Below are 19,751 nucleotides of genomic sequence, written 5' to 3' on the forward strand. Positions count from 1 at the left end.
GTTTCCATATTCACTTATAGCAATCCAGCCCATTTTAAGCCATGATATATGCCATCTTCACTAACATCCTTTGTCACATGATTTGCAAGTTTTTTCAAGTCTTCATGACCATTCCCCATCACAATACCTGTCCCAACCGCCTCAATCATTTCTAAATCATTTAAGCCATCTCCAAATGCATACACTTGTTCACGGTTAAATCCTAATTTTTCAATGAATTTCTCAATTCCTTTCGCCTTTGAACCACCATTTGGAATAATATCCATTGAATATGCATGCCAACGAATGAAATGAAAGTCTGGATACTGATTAATAAACTTTTCTTCTTCATTCACTTCACAGAAAAGCAGAGTTTGATAAATATTACGCTTCTCATAAAAATCAGGTTCATATGCCGGATGTTCAAAGTTTAAACTCCCAAAACCTTCTTTCACATAATCATGATATTCTACTGATGCTCTCATTTCTTGATGATCCAGATATACAAGTGGATATCCTTCTTGTTTTGCAAACTGAGTAAACTTATGTAAGGCAGCTGGATGTAACGGGTTATTAAATATTACCTCATCTTCAAATACAACGTACTGTCCATTAAAACTAACATAATTATGTATATTGAGTTCCTCACGAATATCTTCAAACATAAACGGCGCACGTCCTGTCGCAATTGCTACATGCACACCTTTTTCTTGTAAATGTCTTACTGCATCTCGTGTAGATTGTGGAATCTTCTTATCGTGATCTAATAATGTTCCGTCAATATCAAAAAAGACAATTTTATCATTCATTTGTCAAAATCCTTTCCGTTACTCTATATTCCTATTTTGATTATCGCTTTTCAAATTCTAAAAAAAAGTATAACATATTAAACATCTGTGAAGAAAGCGTTCACTTTCTGACCTTATTTATGAAACCTGCATATATATATTAGTAAAAAATGTGGATACTTGTTCGTATGAATTTTCTTTTCTATTCTTTCTCATACTATACCTATAACTAACGGCTACTAATCGTTACTATAGAATAACTTTCCCTGTATGAGAAAGGACAAGATTCAACATTCACTTTTGTCTTCTTTCTTATATCAGAGACGGAGTTTTCACTAGTACTATGCATGTTTTAAATAAGGAAAGGAAGGAGTAATCATGCTGAAGAAGCTGAAGAAAAAGCTCAAGCGTTATTTAAAAGATTTAGTCCGTAAAAAGACAATCGCTTAAATTGTGCCCATTTCGGGCTTTTTCTTCATTCTCATTCGAAAAAACATGAAAATCGTGACTGTTTGCTTTATAATAAGTAACAGATAATGCAAAACATAGACAAGGAGAGGTTTTCCAAATGATTTTTAAAGTATTTTATCAAGACAAAATGACTGAGGTTCCAGTACGTGAAAATACAAAAGTTTTATATTTAGAGGCTACGTCTGAAAAGGATGTTCGTAAGAAATTAAATAAGTTCGCATATAATATCGAGTTCGTTCAGTCTGTTACTGGTGCTCATCTTGAATATGAAAAAGAAAACGCTGATTTAACATTAGCGGAAATCGTATAGTCATATGAAATTTCTAAAGAATGATCAGGCTGCCGTTTTTGCTTTAGGTGGACTTGGTGAAATCGGTAAAAATACATATGCTGTTCAATTTCAAGATGAAATTATTATTATTGATGCTGGAATTAAATTTCCAGAAGACGAACTCCTCGGAATCGATTATGTAATACCAGATTACACTTATTTTGTGCGAAACGAAGATAAAATTAAAGGATTATTCATTACACATGGTCACGAAGATCATATCGGTGGAATTCCTTACTTATTACGTCAAGTAAACATCCCGATTTATGGCGGGAAATTAGCAATTGCGCTAATCAAAAACAAATTAGAAGAGCACGGATTACTTCGTAAAGCAAAACTTTATGAAATTCAAGAAGATGATGTTATTAAATTTAAAAAGACATCTGTTTCCTTCTTCCGTACGACTCACAGTATCCCAGATTCATACGGAGTTGTTGTGAAAACACCTCAAGGACAAGTTGTTCATACTGGGGATTTCAAATTTGATTTCACACCAGTCGGTGAACCAGCTGACTTAACAAAAATGGCTGAAATCGGAAAAGACGGTGTACTTTGTCTCTTATCTGACAGTACAAACAGTGAAGTTCCAAACTTTACAATGTCTGAGCGCCGTGTTGGTGATAGTATTCAAGATATTTTCCGCAAAGTAGAAGGTCGTATTATCTTCGCTACCTTTGCATCAAATATCCATCGTCTACAACAAGTTGTTGAAGCGGCTGTTGAAAACAATCGTAAAGTTGCTGTGTTCGGTCGCAGTATGGAAGCAGCAATTGAAATCGGACAAAACCTCGGTTATATTCGCTGTCCGAAAGATACATTCATAGATACATCTCAACTAAACCGCCTACCGGCTAATAAAGTTGTTATTTTATGTACAGGTAGTCAAGGTGAACCAATGGCAGCACTTTCACGTATTGCTAATGGTACTCATCGTCAAATTCAAATCATTCCTGGCGACACAGTTGTCTTCTCTTCTTCACCAATCCCTGGTAATACAATTAGTGTAAGCCGTACAATTAACATGTTATATCGTGCTGGTGCTGATGTAATCCACGGAAAACTGTCAAACATTCATACGAGTGGACACGGTGGACAAGAAGAACAAAAACTAATGCTTCGTCTAATTAAACCGAAATATTTCATGCCAATTCATGGTGAATATCGCATGCAACGTATGCATATGAAGTTAGCAAATGATTGTGGTATTCCAGAAGAAAACTGTTTCATCATGGATAATGGAGATGTTCTCGCTCTTCGTTCAGATGAAGCAAGCGTAGCTGGTAAAATACCATCCGGATCTGTCTATATTGACGGAAATGGTATTGGAGATATCGGTAATATCGTATTACGCGATCGTCGTATTCTTTCTGAAGAAGGACTTGTTATTGTAGTTGTAAGCATTGATATGAAAGAGTTTAAAGTTGCAGCAGGACCTGATATTATCTCACGTGGTTTCGTGTATATGCGCGAAAGTAGTGATTTAATTAATGATGCTCAAACATTAATTACATCTCATTTAGAAAAAGTAATGGAGCGTAAAACAACACAATGGTCTGAAATTAAAAATGAAATTACAGACACATTAGCACCATTTCTATATGAAAAAACAAAACGTCGCCCAATGATTTTACCAATCATTATGGAAATATAAGAAAAAGGACAATACCTTCATGGTATTGTCCTTTTCTCTTATCTTAAAAAGTGTTTAAAACGATCTACTTCATCGTCATGACCAATTACAATTAATATATCTCCCGCTTGAATATTTTCCGTAGCTCGAGGAGATACAATAACTTCTTTACCACGTTTAATCGCTACAATATTCAATCCAAACTTCGCACGAATATCTAATTCGATTAAAGAATGACCATCAATTTTTTTATTTGCAATAATCTCTACAATACTATGCTCATCTGAAAGCTCAAGATAGTCTAATACATTACTTGATGCAATATTATTAGCAATCCTTTTTCCCATATCACGCTCTGGGTGTACAATGTGATCTGCCCCTATTTTACTTAACACTTTTTCATGGTAATCATTTTGAGCTTTTACAGTAATATTTTTTACACCTAACTCTTTCAGAATTAATGTTGTTAAAATACTTGAATTTAAATTGTCTCCAATAGCAACGACTACATGGTCAAAATTACGAATACCAAGACTTTTTAATACCATCTCATCTGTCGAATCTGCAATTACAGCATGCGAAGCTATATTTGCAAACTCATTAATTTTATCCTCATCTGAATCAATTGCCATTACTTCCATACCTAATTGAGCGAGTTCCCGGCAAATACTTCCACCAAAACGTCCAAGCCCAATGACAGCAAATTCTTTCTCTTTTTCACCCACAGGAATTCCTCCAATAACATCGAATACTATGTATTTTTATTGTAACATACTTTAGATTTGCTACAAAAACCTGTATATCATTCTTATTTTTGTTTTTGCATATAAAAATACTGTTGTAAATAAAATGCGATACTGAAAATTAACATACCAAATACAAATATATTTCCAAATGAACTAAATGTTTCAAAAACGAATAATAACGTTTCTTGTCCAAAGAAAGCAAATAATAGTTGTGTAAATGCGAATAGCAATGCCAATATATAATGATGTTGATGGAATAAATAGTGTGTTGCCCCTAAAAAAGCGATAAACGAAATGATGAAAATCCACCAATTTTCTAAAAATAGTTGCCAATTATTAAATTGATATCCATTTACTAATATCGCAATAATTCCTATAACCGCCATCGTTGGCACACTCCAAAATAATGCTCGTCCTCTAAAGAAGAGAGTTCCTTTAACGTCACCTTTTTCATGCGCAATGTATGTTAGTACTACCGTACTTATATACAAAACTGAAAGAATTGTTAAAACGATAATAAGCCAAAAATGTAATTGATAATACTCATGCTCTATGTTTGTCACGATAGCCGCTAACATACACGGGATTAGCATCCCAGTCCAACCATCTACCTTTCTTTCATTCCAAAACACCGTGTTACCAATCCGTATCCCTAACAACATAAAAATAATGATACCTAGTACAAATAATGTCGTTTTATTCCCTACTAAACTCGTTGAGAAAGCAATCAATCCAATAAATAAAAAGAGCACAAACCCATTCATAATTTCTAATACAGGTGATAAATATCTCTTCACCCATTTATATGTTTCGTCATATTCATGATTATCTACTAAACGGTAGGCATAAAAACTTATCCCAAAATACACCGCCGCAATAATAACATACGCATATAAGACGAAACACAACATTGCACTGCTAATTTGCACGTAATTCCCCACCCTTTTTTCTATGTTTCACATTGATTTTACACACTTTCTACACGAAATGTAAACATATATAAGCTAGTTAACTAATCATCTTCTCAATAAGTGATAATGAATAATGAGCAGCGGCTCAAAACCACTGCTCATTACTTTATCCATTTGTATGCCGATGTCTATCCAAAACAAATATGAAAGATGTTTTCGTCTTAGAACTAACAAGTACTCACTTTAAAGTTTTGCAAATTTGGCGAGCAAGTTTACTTTCTAGTTCCTTTCCACTTCACATATTGATCTAAAAATGCGATAGCTTTCTCAATAGCCTCTTCATCTGGTTTTAATTTTGCGTGGTGTAAACCATATTCTGAATTTACCCCAAGCCAAAACATAAATCCAGGAATCTCTTGAAGCATATAACCAAAATCTTCCCCTGTCATTGCCTCAGTACATGTAATTACATTCATATCAGTTTGTTCACTAACAAACTGCATAAACTCTCTCGTTAATACTTCATGGTTATATACTTGATGATACATCGCTCCGTAGTCAATGACCGCTTCACATTGAAAGGAAGCTTCTATACCTGCAACAATTGCCTCAATCCTACTTTTAACACGACTCATTGATTCCACTGATAACGTTCGGATTGTTCCTTCTAACCGAGACTTTTCTGCTATGATATTTTGAACCGTACCACCTGTTATTTTTCCGATTGTAATTACAGCACTATCAAGGGGATTCACATTACGACTAATAACCGATTGAAGTTGTGTAACAAGGTAACTTGCTGCAACAACCATATCATTTGCAGTATGCGGGTAGGCTGCATGTCCACCTTTCCCTTTTAAATCAACATATAACTCTGATGTATTCGCAAATAATAGCCCCTCTTTGGTTGCAATTGTTCCTACAGCGTATTCAGGTGCAATATGAAGACCCAAAATTATATTCGGCTTCCATTCTTTTAACTCTTCACTCTCTAACATAGGAAGAGCCCCTCCTGGACCTTCTTCAGCTGGTTGGAATAGAAACACAAGGTCATCATCTATTCTTTCTGTTACAGCTGCTGTTAGAAGGCCTAAACCGATGGTTGTATGCAAATCGTGTCCACATGCATGCATCATTCCTTCATGAGTAGAAGCAAACTCATATCCAGTTTCTTCGGTAATTGGTAAACCGTCTATATCTGCGCGATAACCGATAATTTTTTCTGGATTTTTCCCATTTACTTTAACAATGACACCTGTTTTCCATACTTTCACTTCCACATATTCATTCGAAAGCGTTCCTATGTAATCTAAAATATACTGTTGTGTTTTCCACTCTTTAAATCCAATTTCCGGTATTTTGTGTAAGTCTCTACGAATTTGAACGAATTTGCTTACTTCCATTTTTGCACCTCTATCTATAAAAAGCGTAAGAGCCTGTTATGCCCTTACGCTTTTTTTGTTTTTATTTCTCTGGGTTTAATTGACGAAGCTCTTGTTTAATTTCAGTTTTTGCTTTTGTCTTCTCATCAATCTCTTTAATTACACGTGCTGGAGTACCCGCAACAACTGTATATGGAGGTACATCTTCTGTTACAACAGCTCCTGCTGCTACAACTGCACCTTTACCTACTGTAACTCCCTCTAACACAACTACGTTAGCACCAATTACAACATCATCTTCAACGATAACTGGTTTTGCTGAAGGCGGCTCAATAACACCTGCAAGTACTGCACCTGCACCTACGTGACAGTTCTTACCAACAGTTGCACGTCCACCAAGTACCGCGTTCATGTCGATCATAGAACCTTCACCAATTACAGCACCGATATTAATTGTCGCATTCATCATAATAACAGCGTTGTCGCCGATTTCAACGTGATCACGAATAATCGCGCCTGGCTCAATACGAGCTTTAATACCTTTTAAATCAAGCATTGGAATTGCAGAATTACGACGGTCATTTTCAACAACGTAATCAACAATGTGCTTGCTATTTTCACCAAGAATTGTCTTAATTTCAGACCATTCTCCAAATAATACACCAGACTTTTTATTTACAAATGCTTGTACCGTTTCAGGGAATGTTACTTCTTTTAAATCCCCTTTTATGTATACCTTTACAGGAGTTTTCTTTTCACTTTTTTGAATAAACGAAATAATTTCGTTAGCGTCCATCATTTTCATTCTTGTTGCCTCCTAAATCCATTTATAATGTTACTCTACCAAACGATAGAGCGAGTAGCAAGATAATAATCCTATTTTTCCATTTGAATTTCTTCTATAATTTCTAAAAATGCCCGTACTTGCTTTAATTGTCTGGCCGATTCACTCGTCAATAACCATGTCTCTCTCGTTAATTGAACAGGTGTTTTATACATATTTTCCTGTACTTCTTTTAAAACAGTAGAAGGTAACAGAGCATAACCTATACCATTTAAAACGAGTTGTTTGCAAGTCTCAATTTGATCAACCACAATTGTTCTCTTAGGCGGATTAGAAAATAAACCATACCACCAATTTTGTATTTGTCCATAATAAGTCGAATCACTTTTAAATTGAATAAATGGTCTATTTGTTTCTTTTAACATCGAAATATCTTTTATTTCTTTATCCACTAAATAAAGTTCATCTTCAAATAATTGTTGTTTCTGACCTTTATATTCTTGTGTGCCTCTCAATATAGCAACATGAACGTCTCCTTCATAAAATTGCTTTTGTACTTCACTACTCCAGCCAGTAAACAGCGATATTTTCACAGAAGGGTATTTATGTACAAACTTCTTCAAAACAGGAGGAAGCCAATATTGACCAATAACTGATGCAACAGCTATTTTTAACGTTCCGTGAGTTTCTGTTCTAAAAATAGCTAGCTCACTTTTAATATCCTCTTCTTTTTGTAACATCTCTTTTGCATAATTTGCGACTTTTTCCCCTTCAGGTGTAATTGTCAATCCTTTTTGTGAGCGAATAAAAAACTTCATTCCCCATTGCTTCTCCATAGATTGTAATCGTTGACTAAGCGCAGGTTGTGAAACAAATAAACGTTCCGCCGCTTTTCTCATATTTGATTCCTGAGCTAACACAACCATCATTTGAAAATCATCAATTTGCAACTTTCTCCCTCTTTCCTTAGCTTCCATACACCTTATCTCAATAAGCTTTTCATCCTTAATTTAACTATATACTCTTATATTTTTTATCTTTTTAAATATAATACATACACAACTGATATGCACGAAAAAAAGTGACTTCTCCGCTTCTATGAAGTCACTTTTCTCACATTATCGATTATGTTGTCTTACTTTTTTATTCAACAATTTTAAAATAGCTCGACGCGTTAATATCCCCTCAAAATATCCCTCTTCATTGACAGCGCAAATAAAAGGATGATCAATTGTCATTTCTAAAGCTTTTGCAAATGAATCTTCTAACTTAAGAACCGGAATGTCTTCCTTCATCACCTGTTCTACTTTCATTTCGTCAAGTCGCTCAAACTCAATGCGCTCTAGCCCTAATATACCGTCTAAAATCATAGCTGTACTAATTAACCCATGTAATTTATACATCGGGTCTAAAACAGGTATCGCCGAATATCCAGATTTCACAAGAACGAGTAAAGCATGCTCTAAACCATTCCCCATTTGGACATGTGCTACTTTTTCTGATGAAATCATTAAATCTTTCACAAAAATTTGTTGAAACTCGTCTTTCGGAATACTAATCATGTTACATCCCCCATCTTCCCTTTTTCCTACTTTTAATCACCGACTCTATTCACATTTTATGATAGCGTTTTCATATTATTATTTTGTCCTTACTTTATTTCAATAAAAACAAAATTACACAGCTATTTTAGCATACAACACAAAAAAAAGACTACCATTCCGGTAGCGCTTAATACCCCTTATTTTTTAATCTGTAAAATAACCTTGTAATTTTTTTATATTGCGTCACATCTGTCCGTTTTAAACCATTCTCAATATCTGTAAGTTCCACAGCTAAAATTTCACTCGCATAATTTTGCTGAAATAAAATATCTAGTAACAAACTCTCTTCTTCTTCTGTTAAAACAACTTCCCTTTTCATATACCCCTCTCCTTATACTCGCATCGTTACTCTTATTATATAAAATTTCCAGTCTATTTAATAGATGTAATATTCAGTTTTTATTGAAAGATATATATAAATTGTTTTTTATTTCGTATATCGATTTGCATAACTAAACGCCGCATAAGCATCTGGCTTAATTTTTGCAGTTAATCCCATCGCTTGAATTTTCGCTGTCATATCTAGAATAAATTCTTTTGTTAAACCATCATTTCCGATATCCAAGTGAATTTCCATTATAAATCCAGCCCCATCTTGAGCATATGGATGCAATAAATCCCATATTGTTTGTATATGTTTTGGAGTAAATAGGCATGCAATTTCTTGGCTAAACTGCGTCTCTAAATATATTTTCTCACGCAAAGTTGCTGGCTTATCTTTCACTGATTTATGGTGTAAACACCCCCAGGCACCTTTTCCAACGCGATGAATATGAATTGCCGTAATAAACCTCGTATCCTTTTGATGTGCTTGTGAGTCTGTCCCAATGGATAAGCGGTATAAATTCCGTGGATCCTTTTCAATGAAGCTACAAATACGGCTAAAGACCATATCAAAATTTAAATGTCTCTCTGAAACATTATAAAATGTATGTTCACCGGCCACATAGTCACGTCCTTTCAATTAGACAGACTTTTCGTATTCTAATTGTATGGGACAAAAATAAAAATTATAACTTCCTATCCTTTATTCGTTTCAATATTCCGAATTACATAATGGCAAACTTGGCACGTATAGATTACATTTTGATTCGATTGAGCCGTTAATACATGAATAATCTCAGCAGAATTGTGACATTTAGGGCAAATCACAACTGGTAAACGTTCCATACAACACACCTCCTCATTATCTTTATCCCGCTTTTGCTATCCGTAAACAACCAATTGGTGATGGCTAATAATCAGTATAGGACGAAGAAGCCCTACTGATTACAATTTCACTTTATTACCATTGTAGGAAAAATGAAAAATCCCTATACATATATGCTAAAAAGTAATACAACTAAAAAAGGTGTTGCCATATGGCAACACCTTTTTTATATGTATCAAGAAATGATATCGTAAATCTCAATTGCAACCATATCGATATTATCGAATTGATACACTTGAGGTTTTTCACCTTGTTGATACACTTCTAACTCATACATTTCACTTTTATCGAAAAATTTCACGCTACATTTGCGCTCACCGTTCACTTCAAAATAGCGTTGTGCTACTTCACCGCTTTCAGCTTGTTCTTGTAGACTAACAAGTCGAGTTAAAATTCCTTGGAGTAGAGACATGAAATCTCTCCTTTCTCTGATCTTCCTACCAATAGGTTTTACAGCTATACTCATTCTATCCGTCATAACAGAAAAAATGTTCCACAGTCTAGGATAAAGGTTATTGGCCAGAAACTCAACTAAAAATTTGTCGAAATGCGAAGGAAAAAACAGAAAAAACATCTTTTCCCTTCTTTATTGCGATTTTTATACTGGAAGAATATAATAAAAAACAGAAAAAAGGAGGAATTACAATGAAAAAAATTGAGGTTTACACACAACCTGATTGTCCGCCATGTGTCATTGTGAAAGAATTTTTAAAGCATAATAACGTTGTATATGAAGAGTTTGACGTAAAAAAAGACGCTGCTGCACGCAATCGTCTTTTATATGACTATGATTCATATTCAACTCCAACAGTTGTAATTGATGGAGAAGTTGTTGCTGGTTTTCAAATTGAAAAATTACAACAGCTACTCAATATTGAATAAGAATAGGTAAAGACCTATTCTTATTCAATATTTGTGGGTAGTATTAGCCCGAGTGATGCAGGCTATTACTCAGTGAGAGGTGATTATCCCCCACCGATTGAAGTTTTACTTTATAATTGTTGTAATCTTTTTATTTCAGTTAAAAGTTCTTGACTTTCATGATATCCAGCCATTTTCCATTTCCCTTGATCTCTTTGCAATGTTACAATTTGATATTGTCCACTTTTTGCCCGCTCATATACATATAAAATTTTATGCTCTTCATCATATGACATTTTCGTTTCTGAATGAAAAGAAAACGGCGCTTCTTTTGCCGGAAGTAAATATTCACCACTTTGTTTATCACTTCTACTATTTTCATCTGTAAATACTTGAAGGAAATTCTCTGTAAAATATGGTGATAACGTTTCTATCATCTTATTCATCGGCAAACGCTTCCCACGAATTGAGAATTGGGTTTCATAGCCTTTTTGTATCGTTGTAAACACTTCTTTCTGATCGATTTTCACTTCCTCTTTTCCTAAAACAGTTGTGACACTATAACCAACTAGAAAGGCAACGCATACAAATAGAACTAACCATATTCCATATTTCCTCATTTTTTCACCTTCCTTTTAAGAGAACTTGTCTTTGTAGTATTCATTGTAACAATGATTATGCCAAGAAAGGTCTGGTTTCGTTCGTAAAATCTTTACAACGATAGACAGCATTTTCATCACCATTTTCACTATTACCAATTTATGATAAAAACAAACAAAAAATGCACGAATTTCTTCGTGCATTAAAATAAAACATCTTCTTCATATAAATATTCATACGATAAATCTATAAATAAAAAGTTTTCATCATCAATTGGGAAAGAAAATGTTCGTACCATCTCACCGGTTTCAATATCAGCATATAAATCTGAAAGTCTTGCCTTATTCTCAAAACGCATTTTCATAATATTTTCTAGAAAATACGGACGCCAACTCCAGTTCTTCATATAATACTCAGGCATCACAATCCATTCCCCATCTTTTTTCATAACATTTCCTGATTGCTGGAAACCATCTTCGTTACAAATAAATATGCGGAAACTATACTGTGATACACTTTGGCTAAATTGTAATAACCAATCATTTATATCTTCATTCTTTTTCTGTTTGGCTAGAACATCACCAATTCGATCACGTAACATTTCTGTTAAATTATAAATTTTTTGTAATTTCTTCTTCTCATGTTGAATAAATTGATGACACTCATTACCAAGTCGTTCTTTCAAAACGTTCGTTTCAATAAAATCAGGTAAGCACTCTTTCAAATAATTCCCTTGATAATATCTACCACCGTTTTTCCAAGCATATTGTAGTTGATAAAAAGCATCTATTTCTTCATACAACAATGTCGCACCAATTCTTCTAGCAAGTAATGATAAAGAATATAAAATATCTTGATAAGATTGTAAAAGTGCAGTTTGCCTTAAGTTTGTTAAATCTACTTTTAAAATATCTGGCGCTAACACGCTAATACGTTCTAAATTACTTGTACCCGTTCCGACTTTATTAATCGAAATTTGAATACCATATGTACGATAATACATAAGCAAATGATTAAATTGCTCTATATCTTCTTTACATTCATGTTCTGTAATTTCTAAAACAATGTGTTTCAAATTTAAACCTTGCTCTTCATACATCAATAAAAGTTGAAGTAAACTTTCATCATCATCGTTCATTAATACGTTAGCATTCCGATGTATAAATAATAATAGTTTTTGATCACTTTCTAAATAACGATTTAAAGCTTTTTCTACTATAATGTTATCTGCTTCCAGTTGAAACTCACTTGGAATAGAATCATCATGAAAGAAAGAAGCCAAACTTTGTATGCCCTCTTCTGTTTGAATACGTCCTACTACTTCATATCCGATTACAGTATGCTCATCAGCACTAAAAATAGCTTGATAATAAGGAAGGACTTTATCCAAGTTACTCATTACATCTAATGCATCTATCAACGTGCTTCCCTCCCTTTACTTTTCAAAAATTATAACATGATATTTACGGAAAAATAATAAAAAATCCCTTCAGTTTTCCTGAAGGGATTAGAGGGGTAAAATGCTAAGGGGAATTAGCAATTCTACTATGAAGAAAAAAGAGGTCTTAAATATAACGTATATATGACCTCTTGTAAACACCTTTCTTTCATATGTCACAATTCCGTCACATTTAACTATAGAAAAATGAATCAAACATTCATTTTTCTCATCCCTTTTAAAATGGATATTGATGTAAATGTTGTCCGCCATCCATTGTCATGCAAGTTCCATTTATGTACGCAGCTTCATCTGAACATAAATAATAAGCTAGACCTGCGATTTCTTCTGGCGTACCCAGCCTTCCAAGCGGAACACTTTGTATCGTACGCTTAGCCATTTCTTCTGAAATCCATAATTTATCAGCACCGCCCGTACGTTCAATTGGCCCTGGTGCGATAGCATTTACTCGTATTCCATATTTACGTCCCCACTCAACAGCAAGCGTCTTCGTCATTGCTAATACTCCAGCCTTAGCTGCAGCCGAATGAATAACTCCTGGACCTGCATCCCATGCATATGTTGCTACCATGTTAATGATATTCCCTTTTATACCTTTTTCAATCCAATATTTCCCGACAGCCTGACTACAGTAAAATGTACCATTTAACACAATATTAATGACCGAATTCCAGCCATTTACGGATAAATCCTCTGCTGGACAAATAAAGTTTCCAGCTGCATTATTTATTAAAATATCAATTCGTCCAAACTTCTCATCAATTTGTTCAATCATTTTCTGAATATCATCCGTATTCCTTACATCCATTTGTACAGGTAATATTTGTCCTGGAAATTGTTCAATTTCCAACTTTGTTTCCTCTAGTTTTTCCTTTGTACGTCCTGTAATAACAACTCGTGCCCCTTCTTTTGCAAAACGAATCGCCATTCCTTTTCCCATTCCGCTTGATCCACCTGTTATAATAACTACCTTTTCTTTCACATACATCCCCTCCCAAAAATGAATACACATTCATTTTATCATTTTATTTAATAGAAATCTTTATATTTTTAAACTTTTCTGATATTTTAACGTAAAGAGGTTTCTTTTTATTTGTTTTTTTGTAATCTATACTACTTTTTTATTATTTAAAATATATTTCAAATAAACTGAAAGGAGATTTGAGTAACCTGTAAATGTAACGAACACATGTGATATAAGTCAAATAGGTATACTCATATTTTTATGAAGAAAATTACTAGAAGAGATTTTTTAAAAGTCGGCATGCGCACTTGTCTATATTCATTTATAACCACTAGCATCGGATACTATTACGCTAAATATATTGAGCCTCACTTACTCTCTTTTACAGAGCATACACTTACATCACAACTCATACCAAAAAGTTTTCATGGTATGAAGATTCTTCAATTTAGCGATTTACATCTCGGATACTATTTCTCTCTCCAACATTTATCTCAAATCGTTTCTAAAATTAATGCTGTAAAGCCAGATATTGTTCTTTTTACTGGTGATCTCATTGATAATTATCAAACATATACTGACACTCCTTTCGTTGCATCTATATTAAAAAATATACAAGCACCCTTCGGTAAATTTTCTATTTATGGTAACCACGATCACGGCGGATATGGAACTGAATACTATGAACACATCATGCGCGAATCTGGATTTGAACTATTACTAAATAGCGAAAAGAAAATAAGTCTACTGGATAATAGTGAAATTTCAATTTTCGGTCTTGATGATATACTCCTAGGCAAACCCAAAATAGAGGAGACACTACAGCACGCAAAGGAAAACACTTATAACATCGTTCTTGTTCACGAGCCAGATATTGCACCTCTGATTGCTACATATCCAGTTAACTTGCAACTTTCTGGTCATAGCCATGGCGGACAAGTACAAATTCCTTTTGTAGGCGCTATTATTACCCCATCACTTGCTAAAAACTATGTTGAAGGCTTCTATACGATTCAAGACTTAGCTCTCTATGTCAATCGCGGCCTTGGAAGAACACGTGTCCCATTCCGATTTATGTCAAAACCTGAAATTACGATTTTCACGCTCCAACATTCGCAATAATTCGCCTATTTTCTTACATATCCTTTCTTGTACGCGCTCATCCACGTTTCATTTACCATATGATAAAAGTGAGTCCAATAAAGGAGGTTTGTTCATGTATCCATATTATCAACCAATCCCAGTCCGTTCAGCACCTATTGGTCCAGTAGGCGACTCACGCTTCTTTCCGTTTTTTGGCGTCCCATTTCTAGCTGGCATTGCTGGTGGACTGCTCGGCGGAGCATTGGCTTTCGGTCCTAGACCCTATTACCCACCATATCCACCACCTTTTCCACCGCCAACACCTTTCCCTTGTTATGGTGGACCTTGTCAACAACCATACTATTATTAATGTACTGTAACAATTCTACCAATGTTATTCCCTCTCTTGACCAATCCATGATCTATTAACATGCTTACAATAAAAACTATTCTCTCTACACATTCTTCTATTTAGAGAACGTATAATAAGTAGAGAACAAAGTAAAAAAACCTCTTTTTTTTAAGAGGTTTTTTACTTTGTTCCCATTATTCAGCATCCGTGTTTTGATACGCCATCTTAAACAACTTCACTTGGCTATCAATTTCTTCTGTACTACTATTAATAACATAATAATAGTCACCGGTTTTATTTTGTTCACGCGTTTTCACATTATCAGCTAATGTAAGCTGTAAAATCGCCTTAATTCTCGCCTTCATTTCAATATCTAATATCGGGAAAGATATTTCTACTCGCTTTTCCATATTTCGCGTCATCCAATCAGCTGAAGATAAATATATCTTTTCCTCTCCATTATGATGGAAATAATAGATTCGGCTATGTTCTAAATATCTACCGACAACACTAACTACCCGAATATTTTCACTTACATTTGGAATACCAGGCCTTAAACAACATGTTCCTCGAACGATGAGTTCTACCTTTACTCCAGCTTGTGATGCTTCATACATTTTTTTTATTAATGGTTTATCTGTTAATGAATTCATCTTAGCAATAATATATCCATTTCCATATTGCCTATGATAACGGATTTCTTCATCTATTAAATCCATAAATTGCTCTCTTATATCAAATGGCGCAACTGATAAATGATGAAAATGTGGCTTTGTTGTATAACCACTCAAATAATTAAAGAAATTTGTTGCATCGACTCCAAAGTCTTTTCGTGATGTAATATACCCGAAATCAGTATATAACTTTGCTGTTGCGTCATTATAATTTCCAGTCCCAAGATGTACGAACCTTTCGATTTTTCCGTTTTTTCTTCTTACAACTAGCGTAATTTTACTATGTGTTTTCAAATGACTCACACCGTAAATAACGTGACAGCCTGCCTTTTCCAATTCTTTAGCCCAATGCACATTATTTTCTTCATCAAATCTTGCCTTTAACTCAACTAATACCGTCACTTGCTTTCCTTTTTCAGCGGCTACCTTTAGCGCCTGAATAATCGGCGAATCCCCGCTTACCCGATATAATGTTTGTTTGATTGCAAGTACATTCGGATCGTCTGCCGCATCACGGACAAAATCAACTACTGGCTGAAACGATTCAAAGGGATGATGTAATAAAATATCATGCTCAATTGCTTTTTCAAATACGTCTTCCGCATCCCCTAAGTCTTGAGGTCGTTGCGGAATAAGAGCCGGATATACTAGATGTTCATATAAAGGAGCTAGTTTTTTATATAAAGAAAATAGACATGTTAAATCTAGCGGTCCATCCATTATATACACATCTTCATCTTTTACTTCCAACACTTCATATAATAATGCTAATACTCTTTCATCAATATGCTCTTTGCCAACTTCTAAACGTACAGCAGCTCCCCACTTACGCTTCTTTAATTCTTTTTCAATTACCTTTAATAAATCCCTCGCACCTTCTTCATGAATTGTTAAATCCGCATTGCGTGTAATACGGAAACGGGTAACAGATGATACATTATATCCTGTAAATAATTTATGAGTAAAACCACTAATTACATCTTCTAATAAAATAAATTTATGCTTTTGCCCTTCACTCGGTAAAAATATGAAACGTTCGAGTAATGAAGGAACTTGTACAATTCCTAGCTTCGTGCGGTTTTCTTCCTCCACTTGTTTTTCATCATATAAAAGAGTAGCTAAATTCAAACTTTTATTTAATAACATTGGAAATGGACGATATGCATCGATAGCTACAGGTGTTAAGACTGGGAAAATTTGCTCATCAAAATACTCTTCTATAAATTCTCTCTGTTCTTTCGTCAAATCATGGAATGTTAAACGCTCAATCCCCTCTAGCTCCAGCCCTGGCAACACATAATTTTTAAACGTATTATATTGTACAGTCATCAATTCATGGGCCTTTATCGCAATTTTATTTAATTGCTTTTTTGGTGTTAAGCCAGCCTTATTTTCTGGTTGGTTAAACCCAGCACTCACTTGATCCTTCAATCCTGCCACGCGTACCATAAAGAATTCATCTAAATTTGAGCTGAAAATGCTAATAAATTTTAATCTTTCCAAGAGCGGATTCGTTTCATCCTGTGCCTCTTGTAGTACACGTTCATTAAATGCTAACCAACTTAATTCTCGATTATTGTAATAAGCTGTATCATTTAAATTAACTATATTCCCCTTCAACATTTCCATCCTCTTCACACTTCCCTTGAAACTTTTTTACTATAATTTAGTTACTTTCATTTTAGCAAATTACAATATTCCAAAGTGTTAATTTTTTGTAAAGACATCCGTACAACTTAACATTTTGATTCGAAGGATAAGTGAATAGTCGTTTTCAACACTCTTTCCAGCTGCTTTTTTTGCTTTTCAGCTTGCACTTTTTCCGCTAATGCCGATTGCTCACATACAATTTTAAATGTTAATCCGTCTTGACTATCTGTTATAGATATGGATTCAACAAGCGATCTTTGTCTTATATTTAGAGCTGCTGAAAATTGTAAAACAGCCCCTAATAGACGAATTTTTTTTTGTTCATTTTTATCGAACCATCCTTCAAATGGGGACAAGTGTTGTTTGAATAACATTTTTGATTTATAAGACGCAATAAGCGCTAATCTAACTCGCTCTTTATGCATCATACCATCAATTGTTTTATTCGCTAATAAATAAAACGTATGTAAGCGGCTCGCTTCTTCGTCTATATATTTACCTATATTAAATACTTTCGCCGCTTGATGGAATACTTCCCAGTCTTTTACTGACATAGAAATTAGCCCTGTTCCCTCAAGCTGTTGACAAATCAATCTTCCATGTTTAATAAGCTGAATTACAAATTCCATATCCATTTCATATTCATGTGATAATAAATGCAAACTTTCTTCGACTACGTTCGGATAATATGAAATCCCCAAATCTTTTGTCAACTCTTCATAGAAAACACCTTCTCGTAACCCTTTTCTACTTAATACAAATGCTGGTGCCTCTATAACGTTAACAAGCGTATGAAAAACTTCGACTGCTGGAATAATTGTATCTGCTCGATCTTTTGCCAATCCTTCCAATTTTTGAAGTTCTATGAACGACAATGCTTCCAATTCTTCTTTCACATTTTTAATATCTTCTTCCTTCATTTTATATAAATGTACCCCTGCTATAGGATAACAACTTAAATTTTGATGGATTTTCACTAAGTTCCTCGCACTACCACCAATTGCAATAAGAGGCAATTGCTTATCAATTAACCATGGTAATGTTTGAAATTGATATTCTAAGTACGTTTGAATCTTTTCCAACTCGTCTTCAGTAGGTATATCCTCTTTAATAAATTGTTGCTTTAAAGAAAGTGCTCCAAAAGGAAAGCTATGGTACTCTAAAATCTCTCTATTTCGAAAGTATGTAACTTCCGTACTTCCTCCACCAATATCTACTGTAATTCCTTCAGAGAACGAAGTTGAATTCATAACTGCTAAATAGCCGTAACGTGCTTCCTCATATTCTGATAATACTCTAAGAGTAAAGTCTGTTTGTCCTTCAACAAGTTTTTTAATTGCCTCTTGATTCTCAGCCTGTCTAATTGTTGCTGTTGCAACACAAAGTACATGATGCAACTGGTGGAATCGTGTACTTTCTTGAAATTGAAATAATGTTTGTAACAATACCTCTATTCCTTCTTCGATCAACACACCATCGATTAAGTAATTCCTTAACCGAGCAACCACTTTCGTATTTTCAATCTCCTTATAAAAACCTCCGTTTTGCTTTTCATAAATAACTAAACGCATTGTATTAGATCCAATATCTATAATGGCATATTGCTGTTTTAATATTTCTTTCAAACTTCTCACTCTTTCATTATCAAATTTCTAAAACACATTCTATTACTATTATACAAAATAGTTGTTTTTTGTAACAATATTGCTTTAATATTGAAAATATATACAATCACTTTTTGCATATAATAAAAACCTCTTTTATTTATGTTATAATAATGAAAAATTGAAAGGAGATTCAATATGAAACCTTCACAACCACAATCTCAATTACAAAACCAACATTCTATTAATCGACTAGCTCAATCTATTTTCGTTGTGAATCGTCATGCTAAAGCTGCAACTAATCCGAAGTATTTATATTGGTTAAAAAAGACGGCTTTAGAACGCTTAATTGCTGAAAAAAAAGCTATTAAAGAAGGATTACATTTTTCTAGAAATCCACGCTTTAGCCAACAACAATCGGATGTTCTTATCCGTTTAGGTGATTATTTTTTCCATATTCCTCCTACAAAAGAAGATTTTCGAATCCTACCACATCTTGGTCATCTTGAATCCTCCTATCGAAATCCGAAAACAAACTTATCTTTAACAGTAGCAAAAAAGACACTTCAAGATTATATTGGTCCTGAAGCACTGAAACAAGAGAAAAAATTAAGTGAACCTGTCCCATGGTATAGTCGTACTTATACAAAAAAATAAAACAGTTTGGC

22 protein-coding genes are annotated in these 19,751 nt (G+C 34.1%); 6 read left to right on the top strand and 16 right to left on the bottom strand.

Annotated features, from left to right (window positions below; translation table 11 throughout):
- Positions 1-14: 14 nt before the first annotated feature.
- Entirely contained in the window at positions 15-788 is a 774-nt protein-coding gene (locus tag K5S59_RS10970; RefSeq protein WP_000998282.1) for a Cof-type HAD-IIB family hydrolase, read from the bottom strand.
- 547 nt (positions 789-1,335) lie between these two features.
- Between K5S59_RS10970 and K5S59_RS10975 the strand changes: the two genes are divergently transcribed.
- Both K5S59_RS10975 and rnjA read left to right on the top strand, forming a co-directional pair.
- Entirely contained in the window at positions 1,336-1,548 is a 213-nt protein-coding gene (locus tag K5S59_RS10975) for a DNA-dependent RNA polymerase subunit epsilon (RefSeq protein ID WP_000576434.1), read from the top strand.
- Between the two features lie 4 nt (positions 1,549-1,552).
- A complete protein-coding gene (rnjA, locus tag K5S59_RS10980) occupies positions 1,553-3,220 on the top strand; it encodes a ribonuclease J1 (RefSeq protein WP_000670371.1) in 1,668 nt (555 codons plus the stop codon).
- A 38-nt stretch (positions 3,221-3,258) separates the two neighbouring features.
- On the opposite strand, the gene K5S59_RS10985 is transcribed toward rnjA, so the two are convergent.
- The 10 genes from K5S59_RS10985 to K5S59_RS11030 form a co-directional block, all read right to left on the bottom strand.
- Positions 3,259-3,924 (bottom strand): potassium channel family protein, encoded by a 666-nt coding sequence (locus tag K5S59_RS10985; RefSeq protein ID WP_000504032.1) that lies wholly within the window; start codon positions 3,922-3,924, stop codon positions 3,259-3,261.
- Between the two features lie 83 nt (positions 3,925-4,007).
- The gene (locus K5S59_RS10990) at positions 4,008-4,874 is read right to left on the bottom strand and encodes a hypothetical protein (protein WP_001167331.1); all 867 of its coding nucleotides are present in this window, start codon (positions 4,872-4,874) and stop codon (positions 4,008-4,010) included.
- Between the two features lie 254 nt (positions 4,875-5,128).
- Positions 5,129-6,259: an N-acetyldiaminopimelate deacetylase gene (locus tag K5S59_RS10995; RefSeq protein ID WP_120450833.1), complete on the bottom strand. Its 1,131-nt coding sequence runs from the start codon at positions 6,257-6,259 to the stop codon at positions 5,129-5,131.
- A gap of 61 nt (positions 6,260-6,320) precedes the next feature.
- A complete protein-coding gene (gene dapD, locus K5S59_RS11000) occupies positions 6,321-7,043 on the bottom strand; it encodes a 2,3,4,5-tetrahydropyridine-2,6-dicarboxylate N-acetyltransferase (RefSeq protein WP_000783251.1) in 723 nt (240 codons plus the stop codon).
- 71 nt (positions 7,044-7,114) lie between these two features.
- Positions 7,115-7,999, bottom strand: coding sequence for a transcriptional regulator CcpC (locus tag K5S59_RS11005; RefSeq protein ID WP_002072868.1), 885 nt, complete (start codon positions 7,997-7,999; stop codon positions 7,115-7,117).
- 141 nt (positions 8,000-8,140) lie between these two features.
- Positions 8,141-8,584 carry a cyclic-di-AMP-binding protein CbpB gene (cbpB, locus tag K5S59_RS11010; protein WP_000623571.1) on the bottom strand — a complete coding sequence of 148 codons (444 nt, stop codon included), beginning with the start codon at positions 8,582-8,584 and terminating at the stop codon, positions 8,141-8,143.
- A 169-nt stretch (positions 8,585-8,753) separates the two neighbouring features.
- A complete protein-coding gene (gene abbA / locus K5S59_RS11015) occupies positions 8,754-8,945 on the bottom strand; it encodes an antirepressor AbbA (RefSeq protein ID WP_000818083.1) in 192 nt (63 codons plus the stop codon).
- A 108-nt stretch (positions 8,946-9,053) separates the two neighbouring features.
- Positions 9,054-9,572: a ribonuclease H-like YkuK family protein gene (locus K5S59_RS11020; RefSeq protein ID WP_000896653.1), complete on the bottom strand. Its 519-nt coding sequence runs from the start codon at positions 9,570-9,572 to the stop codon at positions 9,054-9,056.
- A gap of 74 nt (positions 9,573-9,646) precedes the next feature.
- A complete protein-coding gene (locus K5S59_RS11025) occupies positions 9,647-9,796 on the bottom strand; it encodes a hypothetical protein (protein WP_000440533.1) in 150 nt (49 codons plus the stop codon).
- Between the two features lie 215 nt (positions 9,797-10,011).
- Positions 10,012-10,248 (bottom strand): YkuJ family protein, encoded by a 237-nt coding sequence (locus K5S59_RS11030; protein WP_000055151.1) that lies wholly within the window; start codon positions 10,246-10,248, stop codon positions 10,012-10,014.
- Positions 10,249-10,481: 233 nt separating this feature from the next.
- Here K5S59_RS11030 and K5S59_RS11035 point away from each other — a divergent pair, with 233 nt between their 5' ends.
- Positions 10,482-10,718 carry a glutaredoxin family protein gene (locus K5S59_RS11035; protein WP_000717880.1) on the top strand — a complete coding sequence of 79 codons (237 nt, stop codon included), beginning with the start codon at positions 10,482-10,484 and terminating at the stop codon, positions 10,716-10,718.
- 110 nt (positions 10,719-10,828) lie between these two features.
- Here K5S59_RS11035 and K5S59_RS11040 read toward each other — a convergent pair whose 3' ends face one another.
- The 3 genes from K5S59_RS11040 to fadH form a co-directional block, all read right to left on the bottom strand.
- Positions 10,829-11,317: a DUF3993 domain-containing protein gene (locus K5S59_RS11040; protein ID WP_001233809.1), complete on the bottom strand. Its 489-nt coding sequence runs from the start codon at positions 11,315-11,317 to the stop codon at positions 10,829-10,831.
- A 182-nt stretch (positions 11,318-11,499) separates the two neighbouring features.
- Positions 11,500-12,717, bottom strand: coding sequence for an EAL domain-containing protein (locus K5S59_RS11045; protein ID WP_000564301.1), 1,218 nt, complete (start codon positions 12,715-12,717; stop codon positions 11,500-11,502).
- Positions 12,718-12,973: 256 nt separating this feature from the next.
- Positions 12,974-13,738 (bottom strand): 2,4-dienoyl-CoA reductase, encoded by a 765-nt coding sequence (fadH, locus tag K5S59_RS11050; protein ID WP_000660897.1) that lies wholly within the window; start codon positions 13,736-13,738, stop codon positions 12,974-12,976.
- A 243-nt stretch (positions 13,739-13,981) separates the two neighbouring features.
- On the opposite strand from fadH, the gene K5S59_RS11055 reads away from it, so the two are divergent.
- Both K5S59_RS11055 and K5S59_RS11060 read left to right on the top strand, forming a co-directional pair.
- Complete coding sequence (locus tag K5S59_RS11055) at positions 13,982-14,842, top strand: metallophosphoesterase (protein WP_000724519.1); 861 nt, start codon at positions 13,982-13,984, stop codon at positions 14,840-14,842.
- A gap of 94 nt (positions 14,843-14,936) precedes the next feature.
- Entirely contained in the window at positions 14,937-15,173 is a 237-nt protein-coding gene (locus tag K5S59_RS11060) for a hypothetical protein (protein ID WP_061678291.1), read from the top strand.
- Between the two features lie 176 nt (positions 15,174-15,349).
- Here the strand turns inward: K5S59_RS11060 and K5S59_RS11065 are convergent, their stop codons facing one another.
- Both K5S59_RS11065 and ppx read right to left on the bottom strand, forming a co-directional pair.
- Positions 15,350-17,458: a polyphosphate kinase gene (locus K5S59_RS11065; RefSeq protein WP_002072873.1), complete on the bottom strand. Its 2,109-nt coding sequence runs from the start codon at positions 17,456-17,458 to the stop codon at positions 15,350-15,352.
- 107 nt (positions 17,459-17,565) lie between these two features.
- Positions 17,566-19,104, bottom strand: a complete 1,539-nt coding sequence (gene ppx, locus K5S59_RS11070; RefSeq protein WP_098872131.1) for an exopolyphosphatase — start codon at positions 19,102-19,104, stop codon at positions 17,566-17,568.
- A 177-nt stretch (positions 19,105-19,281) separates the two neighbouring features.
- Here ppx and K5S59_RS11075 point away from each other — a divergent pair, with 177 nt between their 5' ends.
- Positions 19,282-19,740, top strand: coding sequence for a YkyB family protein (locus K5S59_RS11075; protein WP_000804861.1), 459 nt, complete (start codon positions 19,282-19,284; stop codon positions 19,738-19,740).
- Positions 19,741-19,751: the final 11 nt, after the last annotated feature.

This window comes from Bacillus sp. BML-BC051, from assembly GCF_019656175.1.
Classification (GTDB): domain Bacteria; phylum Bacillota; class Bacilli; order Bacillales; family Bacillaceae_G; genus Bacillus_A; species Bacillus_A mobilis.

What these genes read in the sequence shown, in the direction of transcription:
- K5S59_RS10970 (WP_000998282.1), bottom strand. Translation starts at nt 788, where the DNA reads ATGAATGATAAAATTGTCTTTTTTGATATTGACGGAACATTATTAGAT.
- K5S59_RS10975 (WP_000576434.1), top strand. Translation starts at nt 1,336, where the DNA reads ATGATTTTTAAAGTATTTTATCAAGACAAAATGACTGAGGTTCCAGTA.
- rnjA (WP_000670371.1), top strand. Translation starts at nt 1,553, where the DNA reads ATGAAATTTCTAAAGAATGATCAGGCTGCCGTTTTTGCTTTAGGTGGA.
- K5S59_RS10995 (WP_120450833.1), bottom strand. Translation starts at nt 6,259, where the DNA reads ATGGAAGTAAGCAAATTCGTTCAAATTCGTAGAGACTTACACAAAATA.
- dapD (WP_000783251.1), bottom strand. Translation starts at nt 7,043, where the DNA reads ATGAAAATGATGGACGCTAACGAAATTATTTCGTTTATTCAAAAAAGT.
- K5S59_RS11005 (WP_002072868.1), bottom strand. Translation starts at nt 7,999, where the DNA reads ATGGAAGCTAAGGAAAGAGGGAGAAAGTTGCAAATTGATGATTTTCAA.
- cbpB (WP_000623571.1), bottom strand. Translation starts at nt 8,584, where the DNA reads ATGATTAGTATTCCGAAAGACGAGTTTCAACAAATTTTTGTGAAAGAT.
- abbA (WP_000818083.1), bottom strand. Translation starts at nt 8,945, where the DNA reads ATGAAAAGGGAAGTTGTTTTAACAGAAGAAGAAGAGAGTTTGTTACTA.
- K5S59_RS11025 (WP_000440533.1), bottom strand. Translation starts at nt 9,796, where the DNA reads ATGGAACGTTTACCAGTTGTGATTTGCCCTAAATGTCACAATTCTGCT.
- K5S59_RS11030 (WP_000055151.1), bottom strand. Translation starts at nt 10,248, where the DNA reads ATGTCTCTACTCCAAGGAATTTTAACTCGACTTGTTAGTCTACAAGAA.
- K5S59_RS11035 (WP_000717880.1), top strand. Translation starts at nt 10,482, where the DNA reads ATGAAAAAAATTGAGGTTTACACACAACCTGATTGTCCGCCATGTGTC.
- K5S59_RS11040 (WP_001233809.1), bottom strand. Translation starts at nt 11,317, where the DNA reads ATGAGGAAATATGGAATATGGTTAGTTCTATTTGTATGCGTTGCCTTT.
- K5S59_RS11055 (WP_000724519.1), top strand. Translation starts at nt 13,982, where the DNA reads ATGAAGAAAATTACTAGAAGAGATTTTTTAAAAGTCGGCATGCGCACT.
- K5S59_RS11060 (WP_061678291.1), top strand. Translation starts at nt 14,937, where the DNA reads ATGTATCCATATTATCAACCAATCCCAGTCCGTTCAGCACCTATTGGT.
- K5S59_RS11065 (WP_002072873.1), bottom strand. Translation starts at nt 17,458, where the DNA reads ATGGAAATGTTGAAGGGGAATATAGTTAATTTAAATGATACAGCTTAT.
- K5S59_RS11075 (WP_000804861.1), top strand. Translation starts at nt 19,282, where the DNA reads ATGAAACCTTCACAACCACAATCTCAATTACAAAACCAACATTCTATT.